The sequence below is a fragment of the Enterobacter sp. ECC-019 genome, from assembly GCF_043974075.1.
GTDB lineage: Bacteria > Pseudomonadota > Gammaproteobacteria > Enterobacterales > Enterobacteriaceae > Enterobacter > Enterobacter asburiae_D.
Window position 1 is genome coordinate 3,848,913 of record NZ_CP143759.1, and the last position, 21,876, is coordinate 3,870,788.

The 21,876-nt window shown below is 57.6% G+C and carries 21 protein-coding genes; 9 read left to right on the forward strand and 12 right to left on the reverse strand.

All coding sequences use genetic code 11. From position 1 onward, the window contains the following. Window positions 1–10: 10 nt before the first annotated feature. Window positions 11–1,477, forward strand: a complete 1,467-nt coding sequence (locus V1566_RS18240) for a pyridoxal phosphate-dependent decarboxylase family protein (protein WP_395304235.1) — start codon at window positions 11–13, stop codon at window positions 1,475–1,477. 36 nt (window positions 1,478–1,513) lie between these two features. Here the strand turns inward: V1566_RS18240 and V1566_RS18245 are convergent, their stop codons facing one another. Next, entirely contained in the window at window positions 1,514–2,029 is a 516-nt protein-coding gene (locus V1566_RS18245) for a protein disulfide oxidoreductase (protein ID WP_395304236.1), read from the reverse strand. Between the two features lie 254 nt (window positions 2,030–2,283). Here V1566_RS18245 and V1566_RS18250 point away from each other — a divergent pair, with 254 nt between their 5' ends. Together V1566_RS18250 and V1566_RS18255 are read left to right on the forward strand one after the other, a co-directional pair. Beyond that, a complete protein-coding gene (locus V1566_RS18250; RefSeq protein WP_335245186.1) occupies window positions 2,284–2,607 on the forward strand; it encodes an RcnB family protein in 324 nt (107 codons plus the stop codon). Beyond that, complete coding sequence (locus V1566_RS18255) at window positions 2,582–3,037, forward strand: GNAT family N-acetyltransferase (protein WP_395304237.1); 456 nt, start codon at window positions 2,582–2,584, stop codon at window positions 3,035–3,037. The genes V1566_RS18250 and V1566_RS18255 overlap by 26 nt, the downstream gene beginning before the upstream one ends. A gap of 92 nt (window positions 3,038–3,129) precedes the next feature. On the opposite strand, the gene apbC is transcribed toward V1566_RS18255, so the two are convergent. Beyond that, window positions 3,130–4,239, reverse strand: a complete 1,110-nt coding sequence (gene apbC, locus V1566_RS18260) for an iron-sulfur cluster carrier protein ApbC (protein WP_029740176.1) — start codon at window positions 4,237–4,239, stop codon at window positions 3,130–3,132. 137 nt (window positions 4,240–4,376) lie between these two features. Here apbC and metG point away from each other — a divergent pair, with 137 nt between their 5' ends. Next, window positions 4,377–6,410: a methionine--tRNA ligase gene (gene metG / locus V1566_RS18265; protein WP_395304238.1), complete on the forward strand. Its 2,034-nt coding sequence runs from the start codon at window positions 4,377–4,379 to the stop codon at window positions 6,408–6,410. Window positions 6,411–6,520: 110 nt separating this feature from the next. Here metG and V1566_RS18270 read toward each other — a convergent pair whose 3' ends face one another. Genes V1566_RS18270 through V1566_RS18280 form a run of 3 tightly spaced genes read right to left on the reverse strand, consistent with a single transcriptional unit; the run spans window position 6,521 to window position 9,436 of the window. After that, entirely contained in the window at window positions 6,521–6,991 is a 471-nt protein-coding gene (locus V1566_RS18270; protein WP_395304239.1) for a DUF1456 family protein, read from the reverse strand. 46 nt (window positions 6,992–7,037) lie between these two features. Continuing rightward, the gene (gene btsR, locus V1566_RS18275; protein ID WP_395304240.1) at window positions 7,038–7,757 is read right to left on the reverse strand and encodes a two-component system response regulator BtsR; all 720 of its coding nucleotides are present in this window, start codon (window positions 7,755–7,757) and stop codon (window positions 7,038–7,040) included. Continuing rightward, a complete protein-coding gene (locus V1566_RS18280; RefSeq protein ID WP_395304241.1) occupies window positions 7,751–9,436 on the reverse strand; it encodes a LytS/YhcK type 5TM receptor domain-containing protein in 1,686 nt (561 codons plus the stop codon). The genes btsR and V1566_RS18280 overlap by 7 nt, the downstream gene beginning before the upstream one ends. Window positions 9,437–9,653: 217 nt before the next feature. Here V1566_RS18280 and mlrA point away from each other — a divergent pair, with 217 nt between their 5' ends. Further along, window positions 9,654–10,394, forward strand: coding sequence for an HTH-type transcriptional regulator MlrA (mlrA, locus tag V1566_RS18285; protein WP_159515655.1), 741 nt, complete (start codon window positions 9,654–9,656; stop codon window positions 10,392–10,394). Between the two features lie 69 nt (window positions 10,395–10,463). Next, on the forward strand, window positions 10,464–10,577 hold the full coding sequence (locus tag V1566_RS18290; RefSeq protein ID WP_008500895.1) for a protein YohO: 114 nt from the start codon (window positions 10,464–10,466) through the stop codon (window positions 10,575–10,577). On the opposite strand, the gene V1566_RS18295 is transcribed toward V1566_RS18290, so the two are convergent. From V1566_RS18295 to bglX, 5 genes are all read right to left on the reverse strand, one after another. Next, window positions 10,552–11,289 (reverse strand): ABC transporter permease, encoded by a 738-nt coding sequence (locus V1566_RS18295; RefSeq protein WP_395304242.1) that lies wholly within the window; start codon window positions 11,287–11,289, stop codon window positions 10,552–10,554. The genes V1566_RS18290 and V1566_RS18295 overlap by 26 nt on opposite strands. After that, entirely contained in the window at window positions 11,273–12,223 is a 951-nt protein-coding gene (locus tag V1566_RS18300) for an ABC transporter ATP-binding protein (protein ID WP_395304243.1), read from the reverse strand. Before V1566_RS18300 ends, V1566_RS18295 begins: the two co-directional genes overlap by 17 nt. Further along, window positions 12,216–13,373, reverse strand: a complete 1,158-nt coding sequence (locus tag V1566_RS18305) for an ABC transporter permease (RefSeq protein ID WP_395304244.1) — start codon at window positions 13,371–13,373, stop codon at window positions 12,216–12,218. The genes V1566_RS18300 and V1566_RS18305 overlap by 8 nt, the downstream gene beginning before the upstream one ends. 12 nt (window positions 13,374–13,385) lie before the next feature. Continuing rightward, window positions 13,386–14,303, reverse strand: coding sequence for an ABC transporter substrate-binding protein (locus V1566_RS18310; protein ID WP_395304245.1), 918 nt, complete (start codon window positions 14,301–14,303; stop codon window positions 13,386–13,388). Window positions 14,304–14,450: 147 nt separating this feature from the next. Further along, complete coding sequence (gene bglX / locus V1566_RS18315; RefSeq protein WP_395304246.1) at window positions 14,451–16,748, reverse strand: beta-glucosidase BglX; 2,298 nt, start codon at window positions 16,746–16,748, stop codon at window positions 14,451–14,453. Between the two features lie 189 nt (window positions 16,749–16,937). On the opposite strand from bglX, the gene dld reads away from it, so the two are divergent. Both dld and V1566_RS18325 read left to right on the forward strand, forming a co-directional pair. Beyond that, window positions 16,938–18,686, forward strand: coding sequence for a D-lactate dehydrogenase (gene dld / locus V1566_RS18320; RefSeq protein WP_395304247.1), 1,749 nt, complete (start codon window positions 16,938–16,940; stop codon window positions 18,684–18,686). A gap of 112 nt (window positions 18,687–18,798) precedes the next feature. Then, window positions 18,799–19,353: a GNAT family N-acetyltransferase gene (locus V1566_RS18325; protein WP_395304248.1), complete on the forward strand. Its 555-nt coding sequence runs from the start codon at window positions 18,799–18,801 to the stop codon at window positions 19,351–19,353. 97 nt (window positions 19,354–19,450) lie between these two features. Here the strand turns inward: V1566_RS18325 and pbpG are convergent, their stop codons facing one another. Together pbpG and V1566_RS18335 are read right to left on the reverse strand one after the other, a co-directional pair. Continuing rightward, window positions 19,451–20,374, reverse strand: coding sequence for a D-alanyl-D-alanine endopeptidase (gene pbpG, locus V1566_RS18330; protein WP_395304249.1), 924 nt, complete (start codon window positions 20,372–20,374; stop codon window positions 19,451–19,453). 167 nt (window positions 20,375–20,541) lie between these two features. Continuing rightward, on the reverse strand, window positions 20,542–21,129 hold the full coding sequence (locus V1566_RS18335) for a Yip1 family protein (RefSeq protein WP_033146018.1): 588 nt from the start codon (window positions 21,127–21,129) through the stop codon (window positions 20,542–20,544). Between the two features lie 157 nt (window positions 21,130–21,286). On the opposite strand from V1566_RS18335, the gene V1566_RS18340 reads away from it, so the two are divergent. Next, window positions 21,287–21,859 carry a DedA family protein gene (locus V1566_RS18340; RefSeq protein WP_023615866.1) on the forward strand — a complete coding sequence of 191 codons (573 nt, stop codon included), beginning with the start codon at window positions 21,287–21,289 and terminating at the stop codon, window positions 21,857–21,859. Window positions 21,860–21,876 lie beyond the last annotated feature (17 nt).

The window sequence follows — 21,876 nt, forward strand, 5'->3', positions numbered from 1 at the left end:
ATTGATTACGATGTCTGATTCAAACCCAATTTTGTTCTCCTCTGCGCAGAGCATTGAAGCTTACCAGCAGGCGATTGAACAAAGCACTCAGGCTGTGATGCAGTGGCTGAAACAGCCTGAGATGTACCAGGGCAAAACGGTCGCGGAACTGCGCGACCGTATTAAGCTGGATTTCAACCCGAAGGGGCTGGGCAACGAAGCGGCGATTGAACGAGCCGTGGAGTTCTTCCTGAAAGACAGCTTGTCCGTTCATCACCCGCAGTGTGTGGCGCACCTGCACTGCCCAAGCCTGGTGGTAAGCCAGGCGGCGGAAGTGTTGATCAACGCCACTAACCAGAGTATGGACTCCTGGGATCAAAGCCCGTCCGCAACCATTATCGAGATCAAACTGATCGAGTGGCTGCGTACCCGCGTGGGTTATCAGGCCGGCGACGCAGGCGTCTTCACCAGCGGCGGCACCCAGAGCAACCTGATGGGCCTGATGCTGGCTCGCGATGCGTTCTTCGCGCGTCAGGGTCACTCCGTTCAGCAGGACGGTCTGGTGGGCGATCTGCGTAAGATCCGCGTACTGTGCTCCGAAAACGCACACTTCTCCGTGCAGAAAAACATGGCGCTGATGGGTCTGGGCTACCAGTCCGTGGTGCAGGTGAAAACGGACGAATTCTCCCGCATGGATCTCACCGATCTGGCGGCGAAAATTGAACAGTGCAATGCGAACGGCGAGCAGATTCTGGCGATCGTCGCGACGGCAGGTACCACCGATGCCGGTGCTATCGACCCGCTGCGTGCGATTGCAGAGCTGGCCGCGAAGCAGAACATCTGGGTACACGTTGATGCGGCCTGGGGCGGCGCGCTGCTGATGTCTGAGCAGTATCGTCACTACCTGGACGGCATCGAGCTGGTGGATTCCGTCACCCTGGACTTCCACAAGCAGTTCTTCCAGACCATCAGCTGCGGCGCGTTCCTGCTGAAAGAAGCGCGTCACTATGAGCTGATGCGCTACCAGGCGGCCTATCTGAACTCTGAGTTCGACGAAGAAGCGGGCGTGCCTAACCTGGTGTCCAAATCTCTGCAGACCACCCGTCGTTTTGACGCGCTGAAGCTGTGGATGAGCCTGGAAGCGCTGGGCCAGGAGCAATACGCGGCGATCATCGATCACGGCGTCACGCTGGCGCAGCAGGTTGCGGCCTACGTGAAAGAGCAGCCTGCTCTGGAACTGGTTATGCAGCCACAGCTGGCAAGCGTTCTGTTCCGCTTCCGCGGACAGGTGCAGACGGATGACGCGGGCATCGCCCTGCTGAACCAGAAAATTGGTGATGCGCTGCTGGAATCCGGCCGTGCGAACGTCGGTGTGACCGAGCATAACGGCGTCACCTGCCTGAAGCTGACGCTGCTGAACCCAACCGTGACGCTGGAAGATATTAAAATCCTGCTGTCTCTGGTTGAGCGCACCGCGCAGGAAGTTCTGGCTAAGTAATACAACACCCCTCTTCCGCCGGGAGAGGGGTTATTTTTATACGCCTGCCCACCACATCCTTAATTTTAATCCCCAGTAGCTCGTCCAGCCCGTCGTGGTACTGACCACGTTCCCCTTCGACACAACCACCAGCGTCGGCGTGACGCTCACCTGCCACTGCTGCGACAAAGCACCGTTTGCATCGTTAATCACCGGCATTTTCAGCTGTTTCTTTTCAACCCAGCGCGCAAGCTTTACGTTATCACCGGAACGCATGGCAATACTCAACACGTTCCCGCCCTCTTCTGCCAGCTGATTAACGGAAGGCGTCGTGTAACGGCATATGCTGCACCAGGTAGCCCAGACGTAAATCAGCAGAGGACGCTCCTGGCTGAGCGCCGCGATATCGTGAATGTTGCCGTCGATGCTCTGCATCGGTGTTGCGCTAAAACTGGCGGGAAGGGTCGGTTTTCGGTATTGATCCACACCCCACATAACGCCCAACGTCAGCAGAACGAGTATGATCCCTTCCCGCGCCCAGCGGCGCAGTCGACTGATTTTGCGGTTATCCATTGTGACCTCATGTTTTAACGAAGGTCATCTTAACGGGCAATACGCCATCACGCTGTAAAGAAGTGTCGCGCCTGCGGCGCTGGTATAAGGTTACGTCATCAATGACGACATATCAGACGGAAAACGATTATCAGGTGAGGTTCATTTTTGTTACATTTTTCTTCGAACAAGCCATAGTCTGATACTTAAAATAGGCAGGTTGCCGTATTGTTGACAGGCAAAACAAACTTAAAAACCGTACAACTGGAGAAAAAATGGCTAAGTGTAAATGGCTGCTACTGGGTGTCGCGATGTCTCTGGCGAGCGCGGCAAATGCAGCACCACAAGCGGCATCTGGCATCAAGGCCTATGAAGAACAAGAGTTCATCGCTGACTTTACGAAATTCAAGATTGGCGACACGGCACCGGCGCAGTATCAAACGCCGGAGTACACCATCAAACAGTACCAGTTGCGTAACCTGCCGGCGCCAGATGCCGGAACCCACTGGACCTACATGGGTGAGAACTACGTGCTGATTGGCGATGCTGATGGCAAGATCTACAAAGCCTACAATGGAGATATTTTCTATCACCGCTAATGCAATTCTGATTCGTCCCTGGCAGGAAAGCGACCGCCCTTTCCTGCGCACGCTCTACCTCCACGCCCGGCGTGAAGCCTGGCCATGGCTGGACAGTGCAGACTGGCAGCTTGAAGACTTTGACGCGGCAACCCGTGACGAAGTGATTTGGGTTGCTGTTCAGAACGGGCATCGCCTGGGTTTTGCCTCCGTCTGGACGAACGATAATTTTCTGCACAACCTGTTTATTGACCCGCAGTATCAAAGCCTCGGGGTCGGGAAGTTGCTCCTGGAGCAGGTTCAGAAGACGTTTACCAGTACGGGTTCGCTTAAGTGTCTGGTGAAGAATGCGCGGGCTATCGCGTTTTACCAGCGACACGGCTGGCACATTGAGGCGACGGGTAATTCTCCGGACGGAGAGTACTATCTGATGCATTATCGGCTTGGGTAAAGTCAGGTGGCGCTTCGCTTACCTGACCTACCAAACCGTATTTCGTAGGCCGGGTAAGGCGAAGCCGTCACCCGACACTAAGCGAAGAGGAATTACACCGCGCGGAACGCGATTTCCCCTGGGATGATTTCGCCCTGCCAGTAGAGCTGCGCCGCAACGCGTCCCGCCAGCTGGCGATACATTTCTGCAAATTCGCTGTCCGGACGGCTGACCACCGTCGGCTTTCCGCTGTCCAGATCTTCACGCAGGGTAATGTGCAGCGGCATCTGTCCCAGCAGTTGGGTATGATACTTCGCGGCCAGTTTTTCTGCGCCCCCCGTACCGAAGATAGGTTCGTGGTGACCGCAGTTGCTGCAGATGTGCATGCTCATGTTCTCGACGATACCGAGCACCGGCACTTCTACCTTCTCGAACATCACGATGCCTTTTTTGGCGTCGATAAGCGCAATATCCTGCGGCGTAGTCACGACAACCGCGCCCGTGACCGGAATGTTCTGCGCCAGAGTCAGCTGAATGTCACCGGTGCCGGGCGGCATGTCCAGCACCAGATAATCCAGATCCGGCCACATCGTCTCCTGCAGCATCTGCAGCAGCGCCTTGCTGGCCATCGGACCGCGCCAGACCATGGCGTTATCGTCGGTTACCAGATAACCGATGGAGTTGGTCGCCAGACCGTGCGCCATGATTGGCGCCATGTGGGTGCCGTCCGGCGAGGTTGGACGCTGATTTTCCGCGCCCAGCATGTTCGGAATAGACGGGCCGTAGATATCCGCATCCAGAATACCGACCTTTGCCCCTTCCGCCGCCAGCGCCAGCGCCAGGTTTACGGCGGTAGAGGATTTCCCCACCCCGCCTTTGCCCGAGCTGACGGCAATAATATTTTTCACGCCGTTCACACCAGGCTGGTTTTTCACGCGTTTCAGCGTGGCGATGCTGTGGCTCAGCTTCCAGTCAATGGCTTTTGCACCGGTAATACGCAGCAGCTCAGAGCTGGTCTGCTCTTTCAGCGCGTCAAAGGCGCTGGTCCAGACGAACGGCATCTGCAGCTCAATGTGCAGCGTGTCGTCCAGCCATGCGACATGGTGTAACGCTTTCAGCGTAGTGAGATTGTGCTTCAGGGTTGGATGCTGAAAGTTAGCCAGCGTCCCGGCGACCATTGCTCGTAAGGCTTCCGGTGATTTGGCCTGGGATTGAGAACTCATCCCGACTCCTTTGTTCTTGTGAATAAGACCTTAGATGGACAAGTTTACCTGAAAGGCCGTGGTTTGTGCTTACTTAATAATGCCCCTTTTGGTAATATCAAAAACCCTTTTCACAGTTAAAAGAAGTAATGCCTACTATGACTCAAGTCGCGAAGAAAATTCTGGTAACGTGCGCACTGCCGTACGCCAACGGCTCAATCCACCTCGGCCACATGCTGGAGCATATCCAGGCTGATGTCTGGGTCCGTTACCAGCGAATGCGCGGCCACGAGGTTAACTTCATCTGTGCGGACGATGCTCACGGCACGCCGATCATGCTGAAAGCGCAGCAGCTGGGGATTTCCCCGGAGCAGATGATTGCCGAAATGAGTCAGGAGCATCAAACTGATTTTGCTGGCTTTGACATCAGCTATGACAACTATCACTCCACGCACAGCGACGAAAACCGCGAGCTGTCGGAGCTGATCTACACCCGTCTGAAAGAGAACGGTTTTATCAAAAACCGCACCATCTCTCAGCTGTACGATCCGGAAAAAGGTATGTTCCTGCCGGACCGTTTTGTCAAAGGCACCTGTCCGAAATGTAAATCCCCGGACCAGTACGGCGATAACTGCGAAGTGTGCGGCGCGACCTACAGCCCGACCGAGCTTATCGAACCGAAATCCGTGGTATCCGGCGCCACGCCGGTGATGCGTGACTCCGAGCATTTCTTCTTCGACCTGCCGTCCTTCAGCGAAATGCTGCAGGCGTGGACCCGCAGCGGCGCGCTGCAGGAGCAGGTAGCGAACAAGATGCAGGAGTGGTTCGAATCCGGCCTGCAGCAGTGGGATATCTCCCGCGATGCGCCGTACTTCGGCTTCGAAATCCCGAACGCGCCGGGCAAATACTTCTACGTCTGGCTGGACGCGCCAATCGGCTACATGGGCTCCTTCAAGAACCTGTGCGACAAGCGTGGCGATACGGTCAGCTTCGACGAATACTGGAAGAAAGACTCCACTGCCGAGCTGTATCACTTCATCGGTAAAGATATCGTTTACTTCCACAGCCTGTTCTGGCCAGCGATGCTGGAAGGCAGCAACTTCCGCAAGCCAACCAACCTGTTTGTACACGGCTACGTGACGGTGAACGGCGCGAAGATGTCCAAGTCTCGCGGGACGTTCATTAAGGCCAGCACCTGGCTGAACCACTTCGACGCGGACAGCCTGCGCTACTACTACACCGCGAAGCTCTCTTCCCGCATCGACGATATCGACCTGAACCTGGAAGATTTCGTGCAGCGCGTGAACGCGGACATCGTCAACAAGGTGGTGAACCTGGCCTCCCGTAACGCGGGCTTTATCGCTAAGCGTTTTGACGGCGTGATGGCGGCTGAACTGGCTGACCCAGCCCTGTACCAAACCTTTACCGACGCGGCGGCGACCATTGGCGAAGCCTGGGAAAGCCGTGAATTCGGTAAAGCGGTGCGTGAAATCATGTCCCTGGCTGACCTGGCGAACCGCTATGTCGACGAGCAGGCCCCGTGGGTGGTGGCAAAACAGGAAGGCCGCGATGCCGACCTGCAGGCCATCTGCTCCATGGGCATCAACCTGTTCCGCGTGCTGATGACCTACCTGAAGCCGGTTCTGCCGCAGCTGGCAGCCCGTGCTGAAACGTTCCTGAACACTGAACTGACCTGGGATGCAATAGCACAGCCGCTGCTCGGCCACAAGGTGAACACCTTCAAGGCGCTGTACAACCGCATCGAGATGAAGCAGGTTGAAGCCCTGGTGGAAGCGTCTAAAGAAGAGGTGAAGGCGGCTGCAGCACCGGTCACCGGCCCGCTGGCGGACGATCCGATTCAGGAAACCATCACCTTTGACGATTTTGCCAAAGTCGACCTGCGCGTGGCGCTGATTGAAAACGCGGAGTTCGTGGAAGGTTCTGACAAGCTGCTGCGCCTGACGCTGGATCTGGGCGGTGAGAAGCGCAACGTCTTCTCCGGCATCCGTTCTGCCTACCCGGACCCGCAGGTATTGATTGGTCGTCAGACCGTGATGGTGGCAAACCTGGCGCCGCGCAAAATGCGCTTCGGCATCTCCGAGGGAATGGTGATGGCCGCCGGCCCTGGCGGGAAAGATATCTTCCTGTTAAGCCCTGATGAAGGCGCGAAGCCGGGTCAGCAGGTGAAATAACAAAAAAGCCGGAGATAATCTCCGGCTTTTTTTTGCCCGGCGGCGCTACGCTTGCACGGGCCTACGGGTTTTGTAGGCCGGGTAAGGCGAAGCCGCCACCCGGCTAAAAATCACGCCTTCGGGTGATGCACCCGGTGGGTCAGCCCGCGCAGGAAATTGCGCAGAAACTGGTCGCCGCACTCGCGGTAGTTTTTATGATCCGGCGCGCGCATCATGGCGGTCACTTCCGGCACTGATACGCGGTATTTTTGCTCCGTCATGATCGCCACAATATCGTCCGTTTTCAGCGAGAACGCGATACGCAGCTTTTTCAGCACCGTGTTGTTGTTCACCCGACGCTCCAGCGCCAGCTCCGGCGCGGACTCATCTTTGCCACGCTTGTCGTAAATCAGGCCGTTCAGGAAACCCGACAGAATAATGTCCGGGCAGCGAACAAAGCCCTCTTCGTCTTCTTTGGTCATCCAGGTGTCGAAACCGGCAGACGTGGCTTCCATATCGGACAGCGCAAGAATGCGCACCATGTCGTTATTGTTTGCTTTCAGGGTGTAGCGCAGGCTACGAAGAATATCGTTACTTAGCATAGAGCCTTCGAATGTCGATGATGCAATGGCGCGCAGTGTACCAGTTTTACAGGCCAATCGCCTCTTTCAAACTCTTCAGATAGCGACGGCTGACGGGTACCGTTTGCCCGGCACGCAGCACCAGCTCGGCCTGGCCGTTATCTTCCAGGCGGATCTCCTTCAGGTGCGCCATGTTCACCAGATACTGGCGATGGCAGCGGATCAGCGGCGTGCGGCTCTCCAGCGTGCGCAGGGTCAGCTCGGTAAACCCTTCGCTCCCTTCCGCGCTGGTGACAAACACCCCGCTCAGGCGGCTGCTGACGAACGCCACATCATCCATCTGCAGAAGGTAGATTCGGCTGTGCCCGGTGCAGGGGATAAACTTCAGCGGCTGCTGGTTTTCCGGCAGCAGCGTGACGTCCTGTACGGTTCGCTCCTGGCGTAAACGGCTGAGCGTTTTTTCCAGACGCTTCTCTTCAATCGGCTTGAGTAAATAGTCAAACGCGTGCTCCTCAAAGGCCTTAACGGCATACTCATCAAACGCCGTCAAAAACACAATGTAGGGGCGATGCGCCGGGTCGAGCATGCCGACCATCTCCAGCCCGCTGATGCGGGGCATCTGAATATCCAGGAACAGCACGTCAGGGCGCAGTTTGTGCACCGCACCGATGGCCTCAATGGCGTTCGCGCACTCCCCCACAATCTCTATATCAGGCTGCTCCTGCAGCAGAACGCGCAGGTTTTCCCGTGCCAGCGGCTCGTCATCCACAATCAGCACTCTTAACATGCGTTTTCCTCCAGCGGCAGTCGTACGGTAATACGGGTAAATCGGTCTGGCTCACAGGCGACGGTAATACCGCAGTCGTCGCCAAAATGGGCGCGCAGGCGTTTATCCACCAGGCTCATCCCTAAACCGCCGGAGGCGGAAGGCTGATAAAGCCCGGCATTATCTTCAATATCCAGCACCAGATGGTGGTTGAAACGGCTGGCGGCAATGGTTATCTCCCCTGTCCCCAGAAGCTGCGACGTGCCGTGTTTAATGGCGTTTTCGACAATAGGCTGCAGGGTAAAGGCCGGGAGATGCTGATACGCCAGCTCGTCCGGAACGGAGAGCGACACCTGCAGGCGCGACTGGAAACGCGCCTGCTCGATCTGCAGATAGGCATTCACGTGCTCAATCTCATCGGCGAGGGTCACGATCTCGGACGGTCGTTTCAGGTTCTTGCGGAAAAAGGTCGACAGAAACTGCACCAGTTGCGCGGCCTGATCGCTGTCGCGGCGGATCACCGCTTTGAGCGTATTGAGGGCATTAAACAGGAAATGCGGGTTGACCTGGGCATGCAGCAGTTTAATCTCAGACTGCGTCAGCAGCGCTTTCTGCCGTTCATACTGCCCGGCCAGAATTTGCGCGGACAGCAGCTGGGCAATCCCCTCTCCCAGGGTGCGGTTGATCGAACTGAACAGACGGTTTTTCGCCTCGTACAGCTTGATAGTCCCCATCACCCGCTGATTTTCCCCGCGCAGCGGAATCACCAGCGTCGAGCCCAGCCTGCACTGCGGATGCAGCGAACAGCGGTAAGGCACTTCGTTACCGTCGGCATACACCACCTCGCCGGTTTCAATGGCGCGCAGCGTATAGGCTGAAGAGATGGGTTTACCCGGCAGATGGTGATCGTCCCCGGTGCCGGTAAAGGCCAGCAGCCGCTCGCGGTCGGTTATGGCCACCGCGCCGATATCCAGCTCCTTGTAGAGCACCTGCGCGACCTTCATGCTGTTTTCTTCGTTAAACCCCTGGCGCAGGATCCCTTCAGTCGAGGCGGCGACCTTCAGCGCCGTGGCGGAAAACGCCGAGGTGTACTTCTCAAACATGGCGCGCTTGTCGAGCAGAATGCGCATAAACAGTGCCGCGCCCACGGTGTTGGTTACCATCATCGGGGCGGCAATGCTGCTGACCAGGTGCAGCGCATCTTCAAAAGGACGGGCAATCAGCAGAATGATCGCCATCTGCGCCATTTCGGCCACAAAGGTGATCGCCCCGGCGGTAAGCGGACTAAAGACTTTATCTGGCCGACCGCGTTTAATCATGTAGCTGTGGACCAGCCCGCCGAGCAGCCCTTCCACGATCGTCGAGATCATACAGCTAAGCGCCGTCATCCCGCCCATGGAATAGCGATGCAGCCCCCCGGTTAAACCGACAAGGCCACCGACGACGGGACCGCCCAGCAGCCCGCCCATCACCGCGCCAATCGCGCGCGTATTGGCAATAGAGTCTTCGATATGGAGGCCAAAATAGGTCCCCATGATGCAGAAAATAGAGAAGGTGACGTAACAGAGCAGCTTATGCGGCAGACGTACGGTGACCTGCATCAGCGGGATAAACAGGCGCGTTTTACTCATCAGCCAGGCAATGACAAGAAACACACACATCTGCTGAAGCAACAGCAGCACCAGATTGAACTCGTACATACTCAAAACCGCACACGCTAAAAACGCGTAACATACACGGATGCGGGTTTACTTTCTTTGAAGCATCCCAAAAAAGCGCAAAATCGTGTCCGTTATCACACCTTTTTCTGAATATCGCGCATGCTTCGCATTGTTTGTTCAAAAATCAATCAATCCTTCCTGGTTCGCCAAAGTGAGTCTACAGTTAAGCTGGGGACGCGTAAGCCAGGGGGCGAATATGGCGCTTTACACAATAGGTGAAGTGGCACTCCTTTGTGATATCAATCCCGTTACCCTACGGGCGTGGCAGCGACGGTATGGATTACTCAAACCGCAGAGGACCGACGGTGGGCATCGCCTTTTCAATGAGGCCGACATCGACCGCATCCGCGAAATTAAAAGCTGGATCGACAACGGGGTGCAGGTCGGCAAGGTGAAGTCCCTGCTGAGCCACGACGATCCGGACACGCAGCACCTCTGGCGCGAACAGCAGGAAACCCTGCTGCGACTCCTGCAGGCCGGCAACCTCCAGCGCCTGCGCGCATGGATCAAAGAGCAAGGCCGCGATTATCCGGCACAGACGCTGATCAACCATCTCTTCATTCCGCTCCGTCGACGCCTGCAGTGCCAGCAGTCCACCCTGCAGGCGCTGCTCAGCATGCTCGACGGGGTGCTGATCAACTACATCGCTGTCTGCCTTGCCTCGGCGAAGAACAAGGCCGGAAAAGATGCGCTGGTGGTCGGCTGGAACGTGCACGATACCACCCGCCTGTGGCTGGAAGCGTGGATTGCGACCCAGAAGGGCTGGCGCGTGGATGTTCTGGCGCACTCGCTGGCGCAGCTTAAGCCCGAATTTTTCGACGGCCAGACCCTGCTGGTCTGGTGTGGCGAAGTGCCGTCCGCCACGCAGCAACAGCTGCTGACGGAATGGCGAGAGAATGGTTACCCGGTTTATTCCCTTGGCCCGGATGAGCCATAACGGCATTTAATGGTTCATTAACAGCTGCGCTTCACCGTATAATTGTTCCGTTAACAACAGGAGCACATGATGAAGGCAACCAAACTGGCCATTATTACCCTTTTTGTCCTGATGGCCGTGAGCGGTATCGGCGGCGTGATGCTGGCAGGATACTCGTTTATTGTTCGCGGCGGTGTCGGCTGAGGTACTTTGCCAGCCGCTCAAAAAGGCGATCGACGACGATTGCCGCCAGCGCGACCAGCACCGCCCCCTGCACAATGTAAGCCGTATTAAACCCGCTCAGGCCGATAATAATCGGCGTTCCCAGGGTATTGGCACCGACCGTAGACGCAATGGTCGCCGTCCCGATGTTAATAATCACCGACGTGCGGATCCCGGCAATGATCACCGGTGCCGCAAGCGGCAGTTCAACCTTGCGCAGCCGCTGGCCGCGACTCATTCCCATCCCTTCAGCCACGCTTAGCACCGACGCCGGTACCGCCGCGAGGCCCGCCAGCGTGCCCTGCAGAACCGGCAATACGCCGTATAAAATCAGCGCAATAATGGCGGGCTGCTGGCCAAACCCCATCACCGGAACCGCTATCGCCAGCACCGCCACCGGGGGAAACGTCTGACCAATCGCCGCTATTGTCTCTACCAGCGGACGAAACTCCCGGCCCTGAGGCCGCGTGACCGCGATGCCTGCCCCTACCCCCAGCACAACCGCAATGGCGCTTGAGAGCGCCACCAGCCAGAGATGCGCCAGGGCGAGATTAATAAAGCTCTCCTGCTGATAGACCGGCCGCGGCAGCCCGGGAAAAAGGGCGTTAAACAGCGCCGCGCTGTGAGGCATCAGAAACAGTAAGGCAACAAAGAGCGCTACCAGCCAGAGGAGCGGATCACGCAGTGCCTTCACGCGTCACCTCCCCGGCCAGCAGATCGCGAAAATGTAAGGTTCCGCACGGCGTCCCGCGTGCGTCCGAAACAGGCAATACCTCGCACTGTCGCGCGACAAACGCCGAGAGGGCATCCCGCAGGCTCATCTGCGCCTGCAGCGGTTCGCCGCTCACCGGGGGCTCCTCCCGACGCATATAGTCGCTGACCGTCCGCAGGGAGAGCAGCCTCACGCCCAGCTCGCTGCGGCCAAAAAACTCGCGCACAAAGTCGTTCTTCGGCCATGTTAATAGCTCAAGCGGCGAGCCCTGCTGCACCACTTCGCCATGATCCATCAGCACCAGATGGTCGGCCAGGCGCAGGGCTTCATCAATATCGTGCGTCACGAGAACGATCGTGCGTCCGAGAATGCGGTGAATGCGGGTCATCTCCGCCTGCAGCGCCCCGCGCGTGACCGGATCCAGCGCGCCGAAGGGTTCATCCATCAGCAGCACCTGCGGGTTGGCCGCCAGCGCGCGCGCCACGCCCACGCGCTGCTGCTGGCCTCCGGAAAGCTGGTGAGGATAGCGATCGCGCAGCGCGGGCTCTAACCCCAGCAGCGACATCAGCTCATCCACCCGACCAGCAATTTTTGCCCGCGACCATTTCTCCAGCTGCAGCACGGTGGCGATGTTCTGCGCCACCGTCCAGTGGGGAAACAGGCCGATAGACTGAATGGCATAGCCCATCCGACGGCGCAGCTCCAGCACCGGCAGGCTGCGGATCTCTTCTCCGGCAAAGCGGATCAGCCCGCTGTCATGCTCCACCAGCCGGTTGATCATCTTCAGGGTGGTGGATTTTCCCGACCCGGAGGTGCCAATCAGCACGGAAAACGCGCCCTCGGCAAAGTTCAGGTTCAGGTGGCTCGCCGCCGGGCGACCGGCAAAGGTTTTACTGACATCGTGAAATTCAATCATTGGCTCTTCTCCTGAGCAGCGCGAGCCATAAGGCAAACAGCGCGTCGACGACAACCGCCAGTGCAATCGTGGGCACTACGCCCAGTAACACCAGATCGAGCGCACTGCTCAGCAGCCCCTGGAACACCAGCGCGCCAAAGCCGCCCGCGCCAATCAGCGCCGCAATCACCGCCATGCCGACGGTTTGTACCGCCACCACCCGCAGGCTGCGCAGCAGCAGGGGCAGCGCCAGCGGGAGCTGAATTCTCCAGAAACACTGCCGTGCGCTCATCCCCATCGCATGGGCGCTTTCCAGCACATCCGGCGCGACCTGGCCCAGCCCCGCGACCACGCCGCGCACCAGCGGCAACAGCGCATACAGCACCAGCGCGATGAGCGCGGGCGTTAACCCCGTTCCGGCTATGCCGAGCGTTCCCAGCACCGGGAATGACTTCACCAGCCCGGCCAGCGGGGCAATCAGCAGGCCAAACAGCGCGACGGAAGGAATGGTCTGGATCACGTTGAGTACGGCAAAGACCCCGCCCTGGCGTGAAGGATGACGATAGCACCACATGCCAAGGGGTATCCCGAGCAGAAGCGCCGGAAAGAGCGTGCCGAAGAGGATCGTCAGGTGTTGCGCCAGGGCATCATCAAACACCTCCTGACGGTTGGCGTACTCTTTCAGCAGCGAGAGATTGTTCAGCTCCCCGCTGAACAGCAGGAACAAGGGAATGCACCATATCTGCGCGTTGAGCACCCAGCGCCAGACGGCGCTGGAAATGAGTCGACGAATGGCATCGCTGCTGGCCAGCAGACACAGAGCCAGCCACAGCCAGAGGCCGTTGCCCACCGTGGTTCTCGCCAGCGGACTTTCCGCTGACGCCATATGCGTCGCCGCCTGCCCGGCTCCCCAGAAGAGGAGGATAAACAGCCCTTCAGCAAGGAGCAGCGTCAGCCACTGCGCCGTGCGCCCTTGCCAGAGCGATAGCGCAACCCACGCGCCCAGCGCCGCCGCCAGCCACCACGGCGTGAACGCCCACACATCCCAGAGATAGCGCCCCTCCCCTGACATCAGGCGGTTAGGGGCGACATTCACAAAGGGCAGCGCGACTGCCGCGATGGCCACGCAGGCCAACAGCAGCAGTACGCGGTTATGACATTTTATTGGCACAGCCTTGTCCCGTTACTTCACAAGCCCTTGTTGTTTCAGGAAGTCGGCGGCCACTTTTTTGGCATCCAGCCCCTCGACGGCAATGCTGGCATTCAGCTGCTGCAGCGTTTTTTCATCCAGCTTTTCGAAGACCGGTTTCAGCCAGTCGGCAATTTCCGGATAGGCTTTCAGCACCGCCTCACGCACGACGGGGGTCGGGGCGTAAATCGGCTGTACGCCTTTAGGATCGGTCAGGGTTTGCAGACCGAGCGCCGCCACCGGGCCGTCAGTACCGTAGGCCATGGCCGCGTTAACGCCAGAGGTTTGCTGCGCCGCCGCTTTGATGGTCACCGCGGTATCCCCGCCCGCCAGAGAGAGCAGCTGCGCCTGGTCGAGCTTGAAGCCGTAGGCTTTTTCAAACGCGGGCAGCGCGTCAGGACGCTCGATAAACTCCGCGGACGCCGCGAGCTTAAAGTCGCCCTTCTCTTTCAGATAGCGGCTGAGATCCGCAAGCGAGGTCAGCTTACCTTTCTCCGCCACGTCCTTGCGCACCGCGATAGTCCAGGTATTGTTGGCCGGGGCCGGGGTCAGCCAGACCAGTTTGTTCTGTTCCGCGTCCAGCTTTTTGACTTTCTCATATCCGGCTTTGGCATTTTTCCATGCCGGATCGTTTTCCTGTTTGAAGAAGAACGCGCCGTTGCCGGTGTATTCCGGATAGATATCCAGCTCGCCGGAGGTGATCGCGCCGCGCACGACGGGCGTGGTGCCGAGCTGGACTTTATTGACGGTTTTCACGCCGTGGCTGTCCAGTACCTGCAAAATAATATTGCCGAGCAGCGCCCCTTCGGTATCGATCTTTGAGCCCACTTTTACCGGCTCCGCTGCTTGTAGCGGCAGACTCAGCGCCGCCAGCAGCACCGCAGATCCCAACATCCCCTTTGCAATCGTCATTCTACTATCCTCATTTATTTTGCTGCCTTTTTCAGAGGCTTGAGAGAAAAGCGTAGCTTAAAACGGCCGAATTAACCGTCAAAATGCCTTTTTAGCATAAGGTAAGACGCATCCCCCGCAGGACGGGGGATGCAAAGGAGAGAAAGGTTACAGCAGCTCGAACTCGCCTTTATTCACGCGGGCGGAGTCCACGCCGATAAAGACGTTAAACTTGCCGGGTTCCGCATCGTATTTCATCTGCTGGTTCCAGAACTTCAGCGCATCCACGTCAATCGGGAAGCTGATAGTTTGGGTTTCGCCAGGCTTCAGGTTGACCTTCTCGAAGCCGCGCAGCTGCTTCACGGGACGGCTCATCGACGCGGTGACATCCTGAACGTACATCTGAATCACCGTTGCCCCTTCGCGCTTGCCGGTGTTGGTCACCTCAACGCTGGCGGTAACTTTGCCGTCACGCTTCAGGCTTGGTGCCGACATTTTCACGTCAGAAACCTTGAAGGTGGTGTAGCTCAGGCCGTAACCAAACGGATACAGCGGGCCGTTAGCTTCGTCGAAGTAACGAGACGTGTACTTGTTCGGCTTGTCGGCGTTGTACGGACGACCGGTGTTCAGGTGGCTGTAGTACACCGGGATCTGCCCGACGGAACGCGGGAAAGACATCGGCAGCTTGCCCGACGGGTTGTAATCACCAAACAGCACGTCGGCGATGGCGTTACCGCCTTCGGTACCGGCGAACCACGTTTCCAGAATAGCGTCAGCCTGCTGATCCTCTTTCACCAGCGCCAGCGGACGCCCGTTCATCAGTACCAGCACCAGCGGCTTGCCGGTGGCTTTCAGGGCGGCGATCAGATCGCGCTGGCTCTGCGGAATGGTGATATCGGTCCGGCTGGAGGCCTCGTGCGCCATACCCTGCGCTTCGCCCACGACCGCGACCACCACGTCAGACTGCTTCGCGGTATTCACCGCCTCGTCGATCATCTCCTTCGGCGTGCGCGGATCGACCTTCACCGCTTCCTCGTACTGGTTGAGGAAGGTGACGATGTCTTTATCGTTGGTGACGTTCGCCCCTTTGGCGTACACCACTTTCGCGTTTTCACCGACGGCACTCTTGATCCCGGTCAGCACGGTCACGGACTGATCGGCCACGCCCGCGGCAGACCAGCTGCCCATCACGTCGCGCTTGCTGTCGGCCAGCGGGCCCACCACGGCAATGGTGCCGGATTTTTTCAGCGGCAGCGTGTCGAGGCGGTTTTTCAGCAGCACCAGACTTTCGCGCGCCACTTCACGCGCGTCTTTGCGGTGCAGACGGCTTTCTGCATTGGTATCTGCCGGGTCAGAATCTTTCGGACCCAGGTGGCTGTACGGATCGTTAAACAGCCCCATGTCGTATTTCACGTTCAGCACGTGGCGCGCGGCATCGTCCAGCTCCGCCATCGTGACCTTGCCGCTCTTCACTAGCCCCGGCAGGTATTTGCTGTAGTACTCGTCGCTCATGCTCATGTTGATGCCAGACTTGAGCGCCACGCGCACCGCATCTTCCGGATCGGACGCCGTGCCGTGTTTAATCAGCTCTTTAATCGCGCCGTGGTCAGAAACGGTGATGCCTTTAAAGCCCCACTGGTCGCGCAGCACGTCTTTCAGCAGCCAGGAGTCAGAGGTCGCAGGCGTGCCGTTCAGCGAATTCAGCGCGACCATCACCGCGCCGCTGCCCGCATCCAGCCCTGCCTTGTACGGCGGCATATAGTCGTTGAACAGGCGCTGCGGGCTCATGTCGACGGTGTTGTACTCTTTACCGCCTTCGACTGCGCCATAGGCCGCGAAGTGTTTGACGCTGGTCATCACCGAGTAGCGGTCCGCCGGGCTTTTACCCTGCATCGCTTCCACCATGGTTTTACCCATCGTGGAGGTTAAATACGTATCTTCACCAAAACCTTCCGAGCCGCGGCCCCAGCGCGGATCGCGCGAGACGTCCACCATTGGCGCCCAGGTCATGTTCAGGCCGTCGTCCGCCGCTTCATAGGCGGACACGCGCCCGACGGTTTTCACCGCATCGAGGTTAAAGGAGGAGGCTAAGCCGAGGCTGATGGGGAAGACGGTACGCTGGCCGTGCACCACATCATAGGCGAAGAAGAGCGGAATTTTCAGGCGGCTGAGACCCATCACCTGATCCTGCATCTTGCGGATATCCTCGCGGGTGACGGTATTAAAGATCGCCCCGACCTGCCCGTCTTTGATCATCTCGCGGATGGCCTCTTTCGGGTTATCCGGGCCGACGCTGATAAGACGCAGCTGGCCGATTTTCTCATCGACCGTCATTTTCTTGAGCAATTCCGTGACAAACGCGTCCCGTGCTTCAGGCGTGAGCGGGTGATTGCCAAACAAATCCTCTGCCAGCGCAGGTTGCAGCGCCAGGCTGACGGCGACACCTACAGAACATAGCCATTTCATGTCGTTTTACTCTCTCATCAATAACCGCCGGACGATCTCGGCCATACCGTGCGAAAAGCGCAGTGTGCCACAAACCCTCAGAACGTTGCAGGGTTATTCTCTGATTTTTCTCGTGAATACTCGACCGCTTAACAGTTAATCGCGCTATGCTTTACAGCGAGAATTTTGCCCCACCACAAGGAGTGGAAGATGACTTCTGTTCGAACAAACGATAACACCGCTTTTATTAACGAACTGTCGCGCCTGGTTGGCTCCTCTCACCTGCTTACCGACCCGGCCAAAACCGCCCGCTACCGTAAAGGTTTCCGCTCCGGTCAGGGCGAGGCGCTGGCGGTGGTCTTCCCCGGCACGCTGCTGGAGCTGTGGCGCGTCCTGAGTGCCTGCGTCGCCGCCGACAAGATTATTTTAATGCAGGCCGCCAATACCGGCCTGACAGAAGGCTCCACGCCGAACGGCAACGATTACGATCGTGAGATCGTGATTATCAGCACCCTGCGCCTCGACAAGCTTCACCTGCTGGATAAAGGCGAGCAGGTGCTCGCGTTCCCCGGCACGACGCTTTACTCCCTGGAAAAAGCGCTTAAACCGCTGGGTCGTGAACCGCACTCGGTGATTGGTTCCTCCTGTATTGGCGCCTCGGTGGTCGGTGGGATCTGCAACAACTCCGGCGGCTCGCTGGTGCAGCGCGGCCCGGCCTACACCGAGATGTCGCTGTTTGCCCGTATTGACGAAAACGGCAAGCTGACGCTGGTGAACCATCTGGGGATTGATCTCGGCGTAACGCCGGAGCAGATCCTCAGCAAGCTCGACGACGATCGCGTGAAGGACGAAGACGTGCAGCACGATGGCCGTCATGCGCACGATCACGACTACGTGACCCGCGTGCGGGATATCGACGCCGCTACGCCAGCGCGCTACAACGCCGACCCGGACCGCCTGTTTGAATCCTCCGGCTGCGCCGGGAAGCTTGCCGTTTTTGCCGTGCGCCTGGATACCTTCCCGGCAGAGAAAAAGCAGCAGGTGTTTTACATCGGTACCAATCAGCCTGAGGTTTTGACCGAAATTCGCCGTCATATTCTGGGCGAATTCAGCCATCTGCCGGTGGCGGGCGAGTACATGCACCGGGACATTTACGACATCGCCGAGCGTTACGGCAAAGATACGTTCCTGATGATCGACAAGCTCGGCACCGACAAAATGCCGTTCTTCTTCACTATGAAGGGCCGCACCGACGCGATGCTGGAGAAAGTGTCGCTGTTCAAACCCCACTTCACTGACCGCTTTATGCAGAAGCTGGGCAACGTTTTCCCGGCGCATTTACCGGAGAGAATGAAAACCTGGCGCGATAAGTACGAACACCACCTGCTGCTGAAAATGGCCGGGGACGGGATCGCCGAAGCGCAGACCTGGCTGACTGAATTTTTCAAAACCGCTGAAGGCGATTTCTTTGCCTGCACGCCGGAAGAAGGCAGCAAAGCCTTCCTGCACCGTTTTGCTGCCGCAGGAGCCGCCATCCGTTATCAGGCGGTGCATTCCGAAGAGGTGGAAGATATTCTGGCGCTGGATATCGCCCTGCGCCGTAACGACACCGAGTGGTTTGAGCACCTCCCACCGGAAATCGACAGCAAGCTGGTGCACAAGCTCTATTACGGCCACTTTATGTGTTATGTCTTCCATCAGGATTACATCGTCAAAAAAGGGGTCGATGCACACGAACTGAAGGAGCAGATGCTCGCCCTCCTGCGTGAACGTGGCGCACAATATCCTGCGGAACATAACGTCGGGCATCTTTATAAAGCCCCTGATGCACTTAAGCAGTTTTATCGCGAGAATGACCCTACAAATAGCATGAATCCCGGCATTGGTAAAACAACACGGAAGAAATACTGGAAAGAGAGCGCAGATGCGGAGCAGCGCATAACGCAAGCGTCTGATTAATTCCTACAGCCAAATTTGAGAGATTGTTTAGCGCGCCTTAATCGTAATAGAGTGACTCTCTGACGCCGGAGTAACGTTTCTCCGGCATTCTATTACGAGGAGCAGGCACATCATGTCGGCTGTTGATGTTTTATCCGAGACCGAACTGGAAGTGCGCGATGCCCTTCCCGATGATGTGCATGCCATCGCCGCCATCTATGCCTGGCATGTGCTTCACGGGCGCGCGTCATTTGAAGAAGTCCCCCCCACCGTTGATGAAATGCGTCATCGTATGAAAAGCGTGGCTGAGAGCGGTTTACCGTGGCTTATCGCGCTGTATCGCGGCATCGTGGTGGGTTACTGCTACGCCACGCCTTATCGTCCGCGACACGCCTACCGCTATACCCTGGAAGAGTCGATTTACGTGGATGCCAGCATTACCGGGCGCGGTTTTGGCTCGGCATTAATGGATGCGCTGATCGCCCGCTGCGAGGAAGGCCCGTGGCGCCAGATGATTGCCGTTGTGGGGGATGGCAACAATAATTCAGGCTCGCTGCGGCTGCATAAAAAGCACGGCTTCGAGATTGTCGGTCAGCTGCGCAGCGTCGGGTATAAGAAAGGCGACTGGCGGGATACGGTGATTATGCAGCGCCCGCTCAACGATGGAGACTGGACGCTGCCGGAGTAGGCGCTTTCGCCCGGTGGCGCTTCGCTTACCAGGCCTACGTGTCGAGGTCTTTGTAGGCCGGGTAAGGCGAAGCCGCCACCCGGCGCTGACAAACGGCTCAGTCGTTCTGCGCCGTCGCCATCTGTTCCGCTTTCTGCTTTTTATACGTCAATGCTGCGGCCGGAACGGGCTGCACTTTCCCGGTCTCAATCCAGGTACGCAGGCGGCTCGCGTCCGCAAAGTGCGTATATTTGCCGAAGGCATCCATCACCACCAGCGCCACCGGCTTACCGTTAAACACTGTGCGCATCACCAGACAGTGTCCTGCCGCGTTGGTAAAGCCGGTTTTCGTTAACTGAATATTCCAGTTATCACGGTATACCAGGTGGTTAGTATTGCGGAACGGCAGCGAATAGGCCGGGTTCGCAAAGGTCGCCATCTCTTCACGGGTGGTACTGAGCTGACCAATCAGCGGATACTGTTTGCTGGCAATCAGCAGTTTCGTCAGATCGCGGGCCGTGGAGACGTTATTGATCGACAGACCCGTCGGTTCAACATAATGCGTATTGGTCATCCCCAGCGCTTTGGCTTTCGCATTCATCGCGCGGATAAACGCGTCATAGCCGCCCGGATAGTGGTGCGCCAGGCTCGCCGCCGCACGGTTTTCAGACGACATCAGCGCCAGCAGCAGCATATTTTTACGGCTGATTTCACTGTTCAGACGCACGCGAGAGTAGATCCCTTTCATTTCCGGCGTGTGGCTGATATCCACTTTAAGCTTTTCGTCCAGCGGCAGATGGGCATCAAGCACCACCATCGCGGTCATTAATTTGGTAATCGAGGCGATCGGGCGCACCAGGTCCGGATGGCTGGCGTAAATCACCTTATTGGTGTTGAGATCGACAATCATCGCGCTGCCGGAAGCAATTTGCGGTTGGGCAGCGGCGGCGGTCATCGCGGGCGTTTTAGCGGCGGCCGGCACGGCAGCGGACGCGCCCAGCAACAGCGCCAGGCTAAGTAAAGAGACTCGGAATTTCAGCATGGTGAGACTTCTGATAATTATTCACGCACGTCATGACGTACACCGCCTGTATCAACGGATAAACACAGGCTGGCTTCGGCATCATAGCGGTCACCGGACGTTGTCGCCAGCGGATAATCGTGAACAGATGCTGCATTGCTGGCATTTACGCCAGCAATGCAGTGAGCTTAGAAGAGACGGTATCCATAACCCCAAAGGATGACCGTCAGCGCCAGTAGCGCCTCCAGGACCAGCACGCCGATGGCGAGCGTAGAGCTGGAGAAGCTCAGGCCCTCTTCTTTATTGATATTCAGGAAGGTTGGAACCCCCAGATACAGCAGATACCCGGTGTAAAAGAGGGCAATGGTACCGATCAGCGCGCACAGCCAGACCAGTGGATAGAGCGCAACAATACCGCTTAAGAACAGCGGGGTCGCGACATATCCGGCAAAGACCATACAGTGCGCCAGCGATGGACGTTGCGGGTAGTTACGCGCCATCCAGTGAATGACACGCCCCATTATCGCCACACCCGCCAGCATCAGGCCATAAAAAACAATGGCCAGATAGAGCCCGGTAAACCAGGAAAGCTGAACCACGGTGCCGTCACCGAAGTTCCAGCCGATTTGTGTTGTTCCGATAAAAGCGCATATTACCGGCACCGCCGCCATCAGCAGCACATGGTGCGTGTAATGATGCGAGACCGTTTCGTTCTCACTTTTAATGACATGCATTTCACGATCGGGATGGGAGAAAAGTCCCCAGACATGGTTCATAGCGCCCCCTTGTTGTCGGCCCGTCAGCGATACCTTAAGTATAATGCAGGCTTTAGATTATTTTCTGTACAGTGGGAAATTTCCGTTGATTTCCCCGCTGTTGATTCATGGGGTATATGATTAAACGAGGCACGAAGAGGGAGATAACATTTACGTAATGGATATTAACGCACTCATTGAACAATATGGCTATGCCGCGCTGGTCATCGGTAGCGTGGCGGAAGGTGAAACCATCACGCTGTTAGGCGGCGTCGCCGCGCATCAGGGATTGCTGAAATTCCCGCTGGTCGTTGCCGCAGTCGCGCTGGGCGGGATGATTGGCGATCAGCTGCTCTACTTTCTCGGGCTGCGCTTCGGGCCCACGCTGCTTAAGCGTTTCGCAAAGCATCAGAAAAAAATCCGCCGCGCTCAACGGCTCATTCAGCGTCATCCCTATCTGTTCGTCATCGGCACGCGCTTTATGTATGGCTTTCGCATCATCGGGCCGATACTGATTGGCGCCAGCCATCTGCCGCCAAAAATTTTCCTGCCACTCAATATTGTGGGGGCGATTGCCTGGGCGCTGATCTTTACGACGCTCGGCTACGTCGGGGGCGAAGTGATTGCGCCATGGCTGCATAATCTCGACCAGCACCTGAAGCACTGGGCGTGGCTGATTCTGGTGGTGGTGGCGGTGATTGGGGTCAGGCTGTGGCTGAAGCATCGGGAAAAGACGCGGGATGAGGAGTAGCGGGGTGCGGCGTGATG

Excerpts from the sequence above, each read along its gene's own strand:
- V1566_RS18240 (WP_395304235.1), top strand. The coding sequence starts at position 11 with ATGTCTGATTCAAACCCAATTTTGTTCTCCTCTGCGCAGAGCATTGAA.
- V1566_RS18245 (WP_395304236.1), bottom strand. The coding sequence starts at position 2,029 with ATGGATAACCGCAAAATCAGTCGACTGCGCCGCTGGGCGCGGGAAGGG.
- V1566_RS18250 (WP_335245186.1), top strand. The coding sequence starts at position 2,284 with ATGGCTAAGTGTAAATGGCTGCTACTGGGTGTCGCGATGTCTCTGGCG.
- V1566_RS18255 (WP_395304237.1), top strand. The coding sequence starts at position 2,582 with ATGGAGATATTTTCTATCACCGCTAATGCAATTCTGATTCGTCCCTGG.
- apbC (WP_029740176.1), bottom strand. The coding sequence starts at position 4,239 with ATGAGTTCTCAATCCCAGGCCAAATCACCGGAAGCCTTACGAGCAATG.
- metG (WP_395304238.1), top strand. The coding sequence starts at position 4,377 with ATGACTCAAGTCGCGAAGAAAATTCTGGTAACGTGCGCACTGCCGTAC.
- V1566_RS18270 (WP_395304239.1), bottom strand. The coding sequence starts at position 6,991 with ATGCTAAGTAACGATATTCTTCGTAGCCTGCGCTACACCCTGAAAGCA.
- btsR (WP_395304240.1), bottom strand. The coding sequence starts at position 7,757 with ATGTTAAGAGTGCTGATTGTGGATGACGAGCCGCTGGCACGGGAAAAC.
- V1566_RS18280 (WP_395304241.1), bottom strand. The coding sequence starts at position 9,436 with ATGTACGAGTTCAATCTGGTGCTGCTGTTGCTTCAGCAGATGTGTGTG.
- mlrA (WP_159515655.1), top strand. The coding sequence starts at position 9,654 with ATGGCGCTTTACACAATAGGTGAAGTGGCACTCCTTTGTGATATCAAT.
- V1566_RS18290 (WP_008500895.1), top strand. The coding sequence starts at position 10,464 with ATGAAGGCAACCAAACTGGCCATTATTACCCTTTTTGTCCTGATGGCC.
- V1566_RS18300 (WP_395304243.1), bottom strand. The coding sequence starts at position 12,223 with ATGATTGAATTTCACGATGTCAGTAAAACCTTTGCCGGTCGCCCGGCG.
- V1566_RS18310 (WP_395304245.1), bottom strand. The coding sequence starts at position 14,303 with ATGACGATTGCAAAGGGGATGTTGGGATCTGCGGTGCTGCTGGCGGCG.
- bglX (WP_395304246.1), bottom strand. The coding sequence starts at position 16,748 with ATGAAATGGCTATGTTCTGTAGGTGTCGCCGTCAGCCTGGCGCTGCAA.
- dld (WP_395304247.1), top strand. The coding sequence starts at position 16,938 with ATGACTTCTGTTCGAACAAACGATAACACCGCTTTTATTAACGAACTG.
- V1566_RS18325 (WP_395304248.1), top strand. The coding sequence starts at position 18,799 with ATGTCGGCTGTTGATGTTTTATCCGAGACCGAACTGGAAGTGCGCGAT.
- pbpG (WP_395304249.1), bottom strand. The coding sequence starts at position 20,374 with ATGCTGAAATTCCGAGTCTCTTTACTTAGCCTGGCGCTGTTGCTGGGC.
- V1566_RS18335 (WP_033146018.1), bottom strand. The coding sequence starts at position 21,129 with ATGAACCATGTCTGGGGACTTTTCTCCCATCCCGATCGTGAAATGCAT.
- V1566_RS18340 (WP_023615866.1), top strand. The coding sequence starts at position 21,287 with ATGGATATTAACGCACTCATTGAACAATATGGCTATGCCGCGCTGGTC.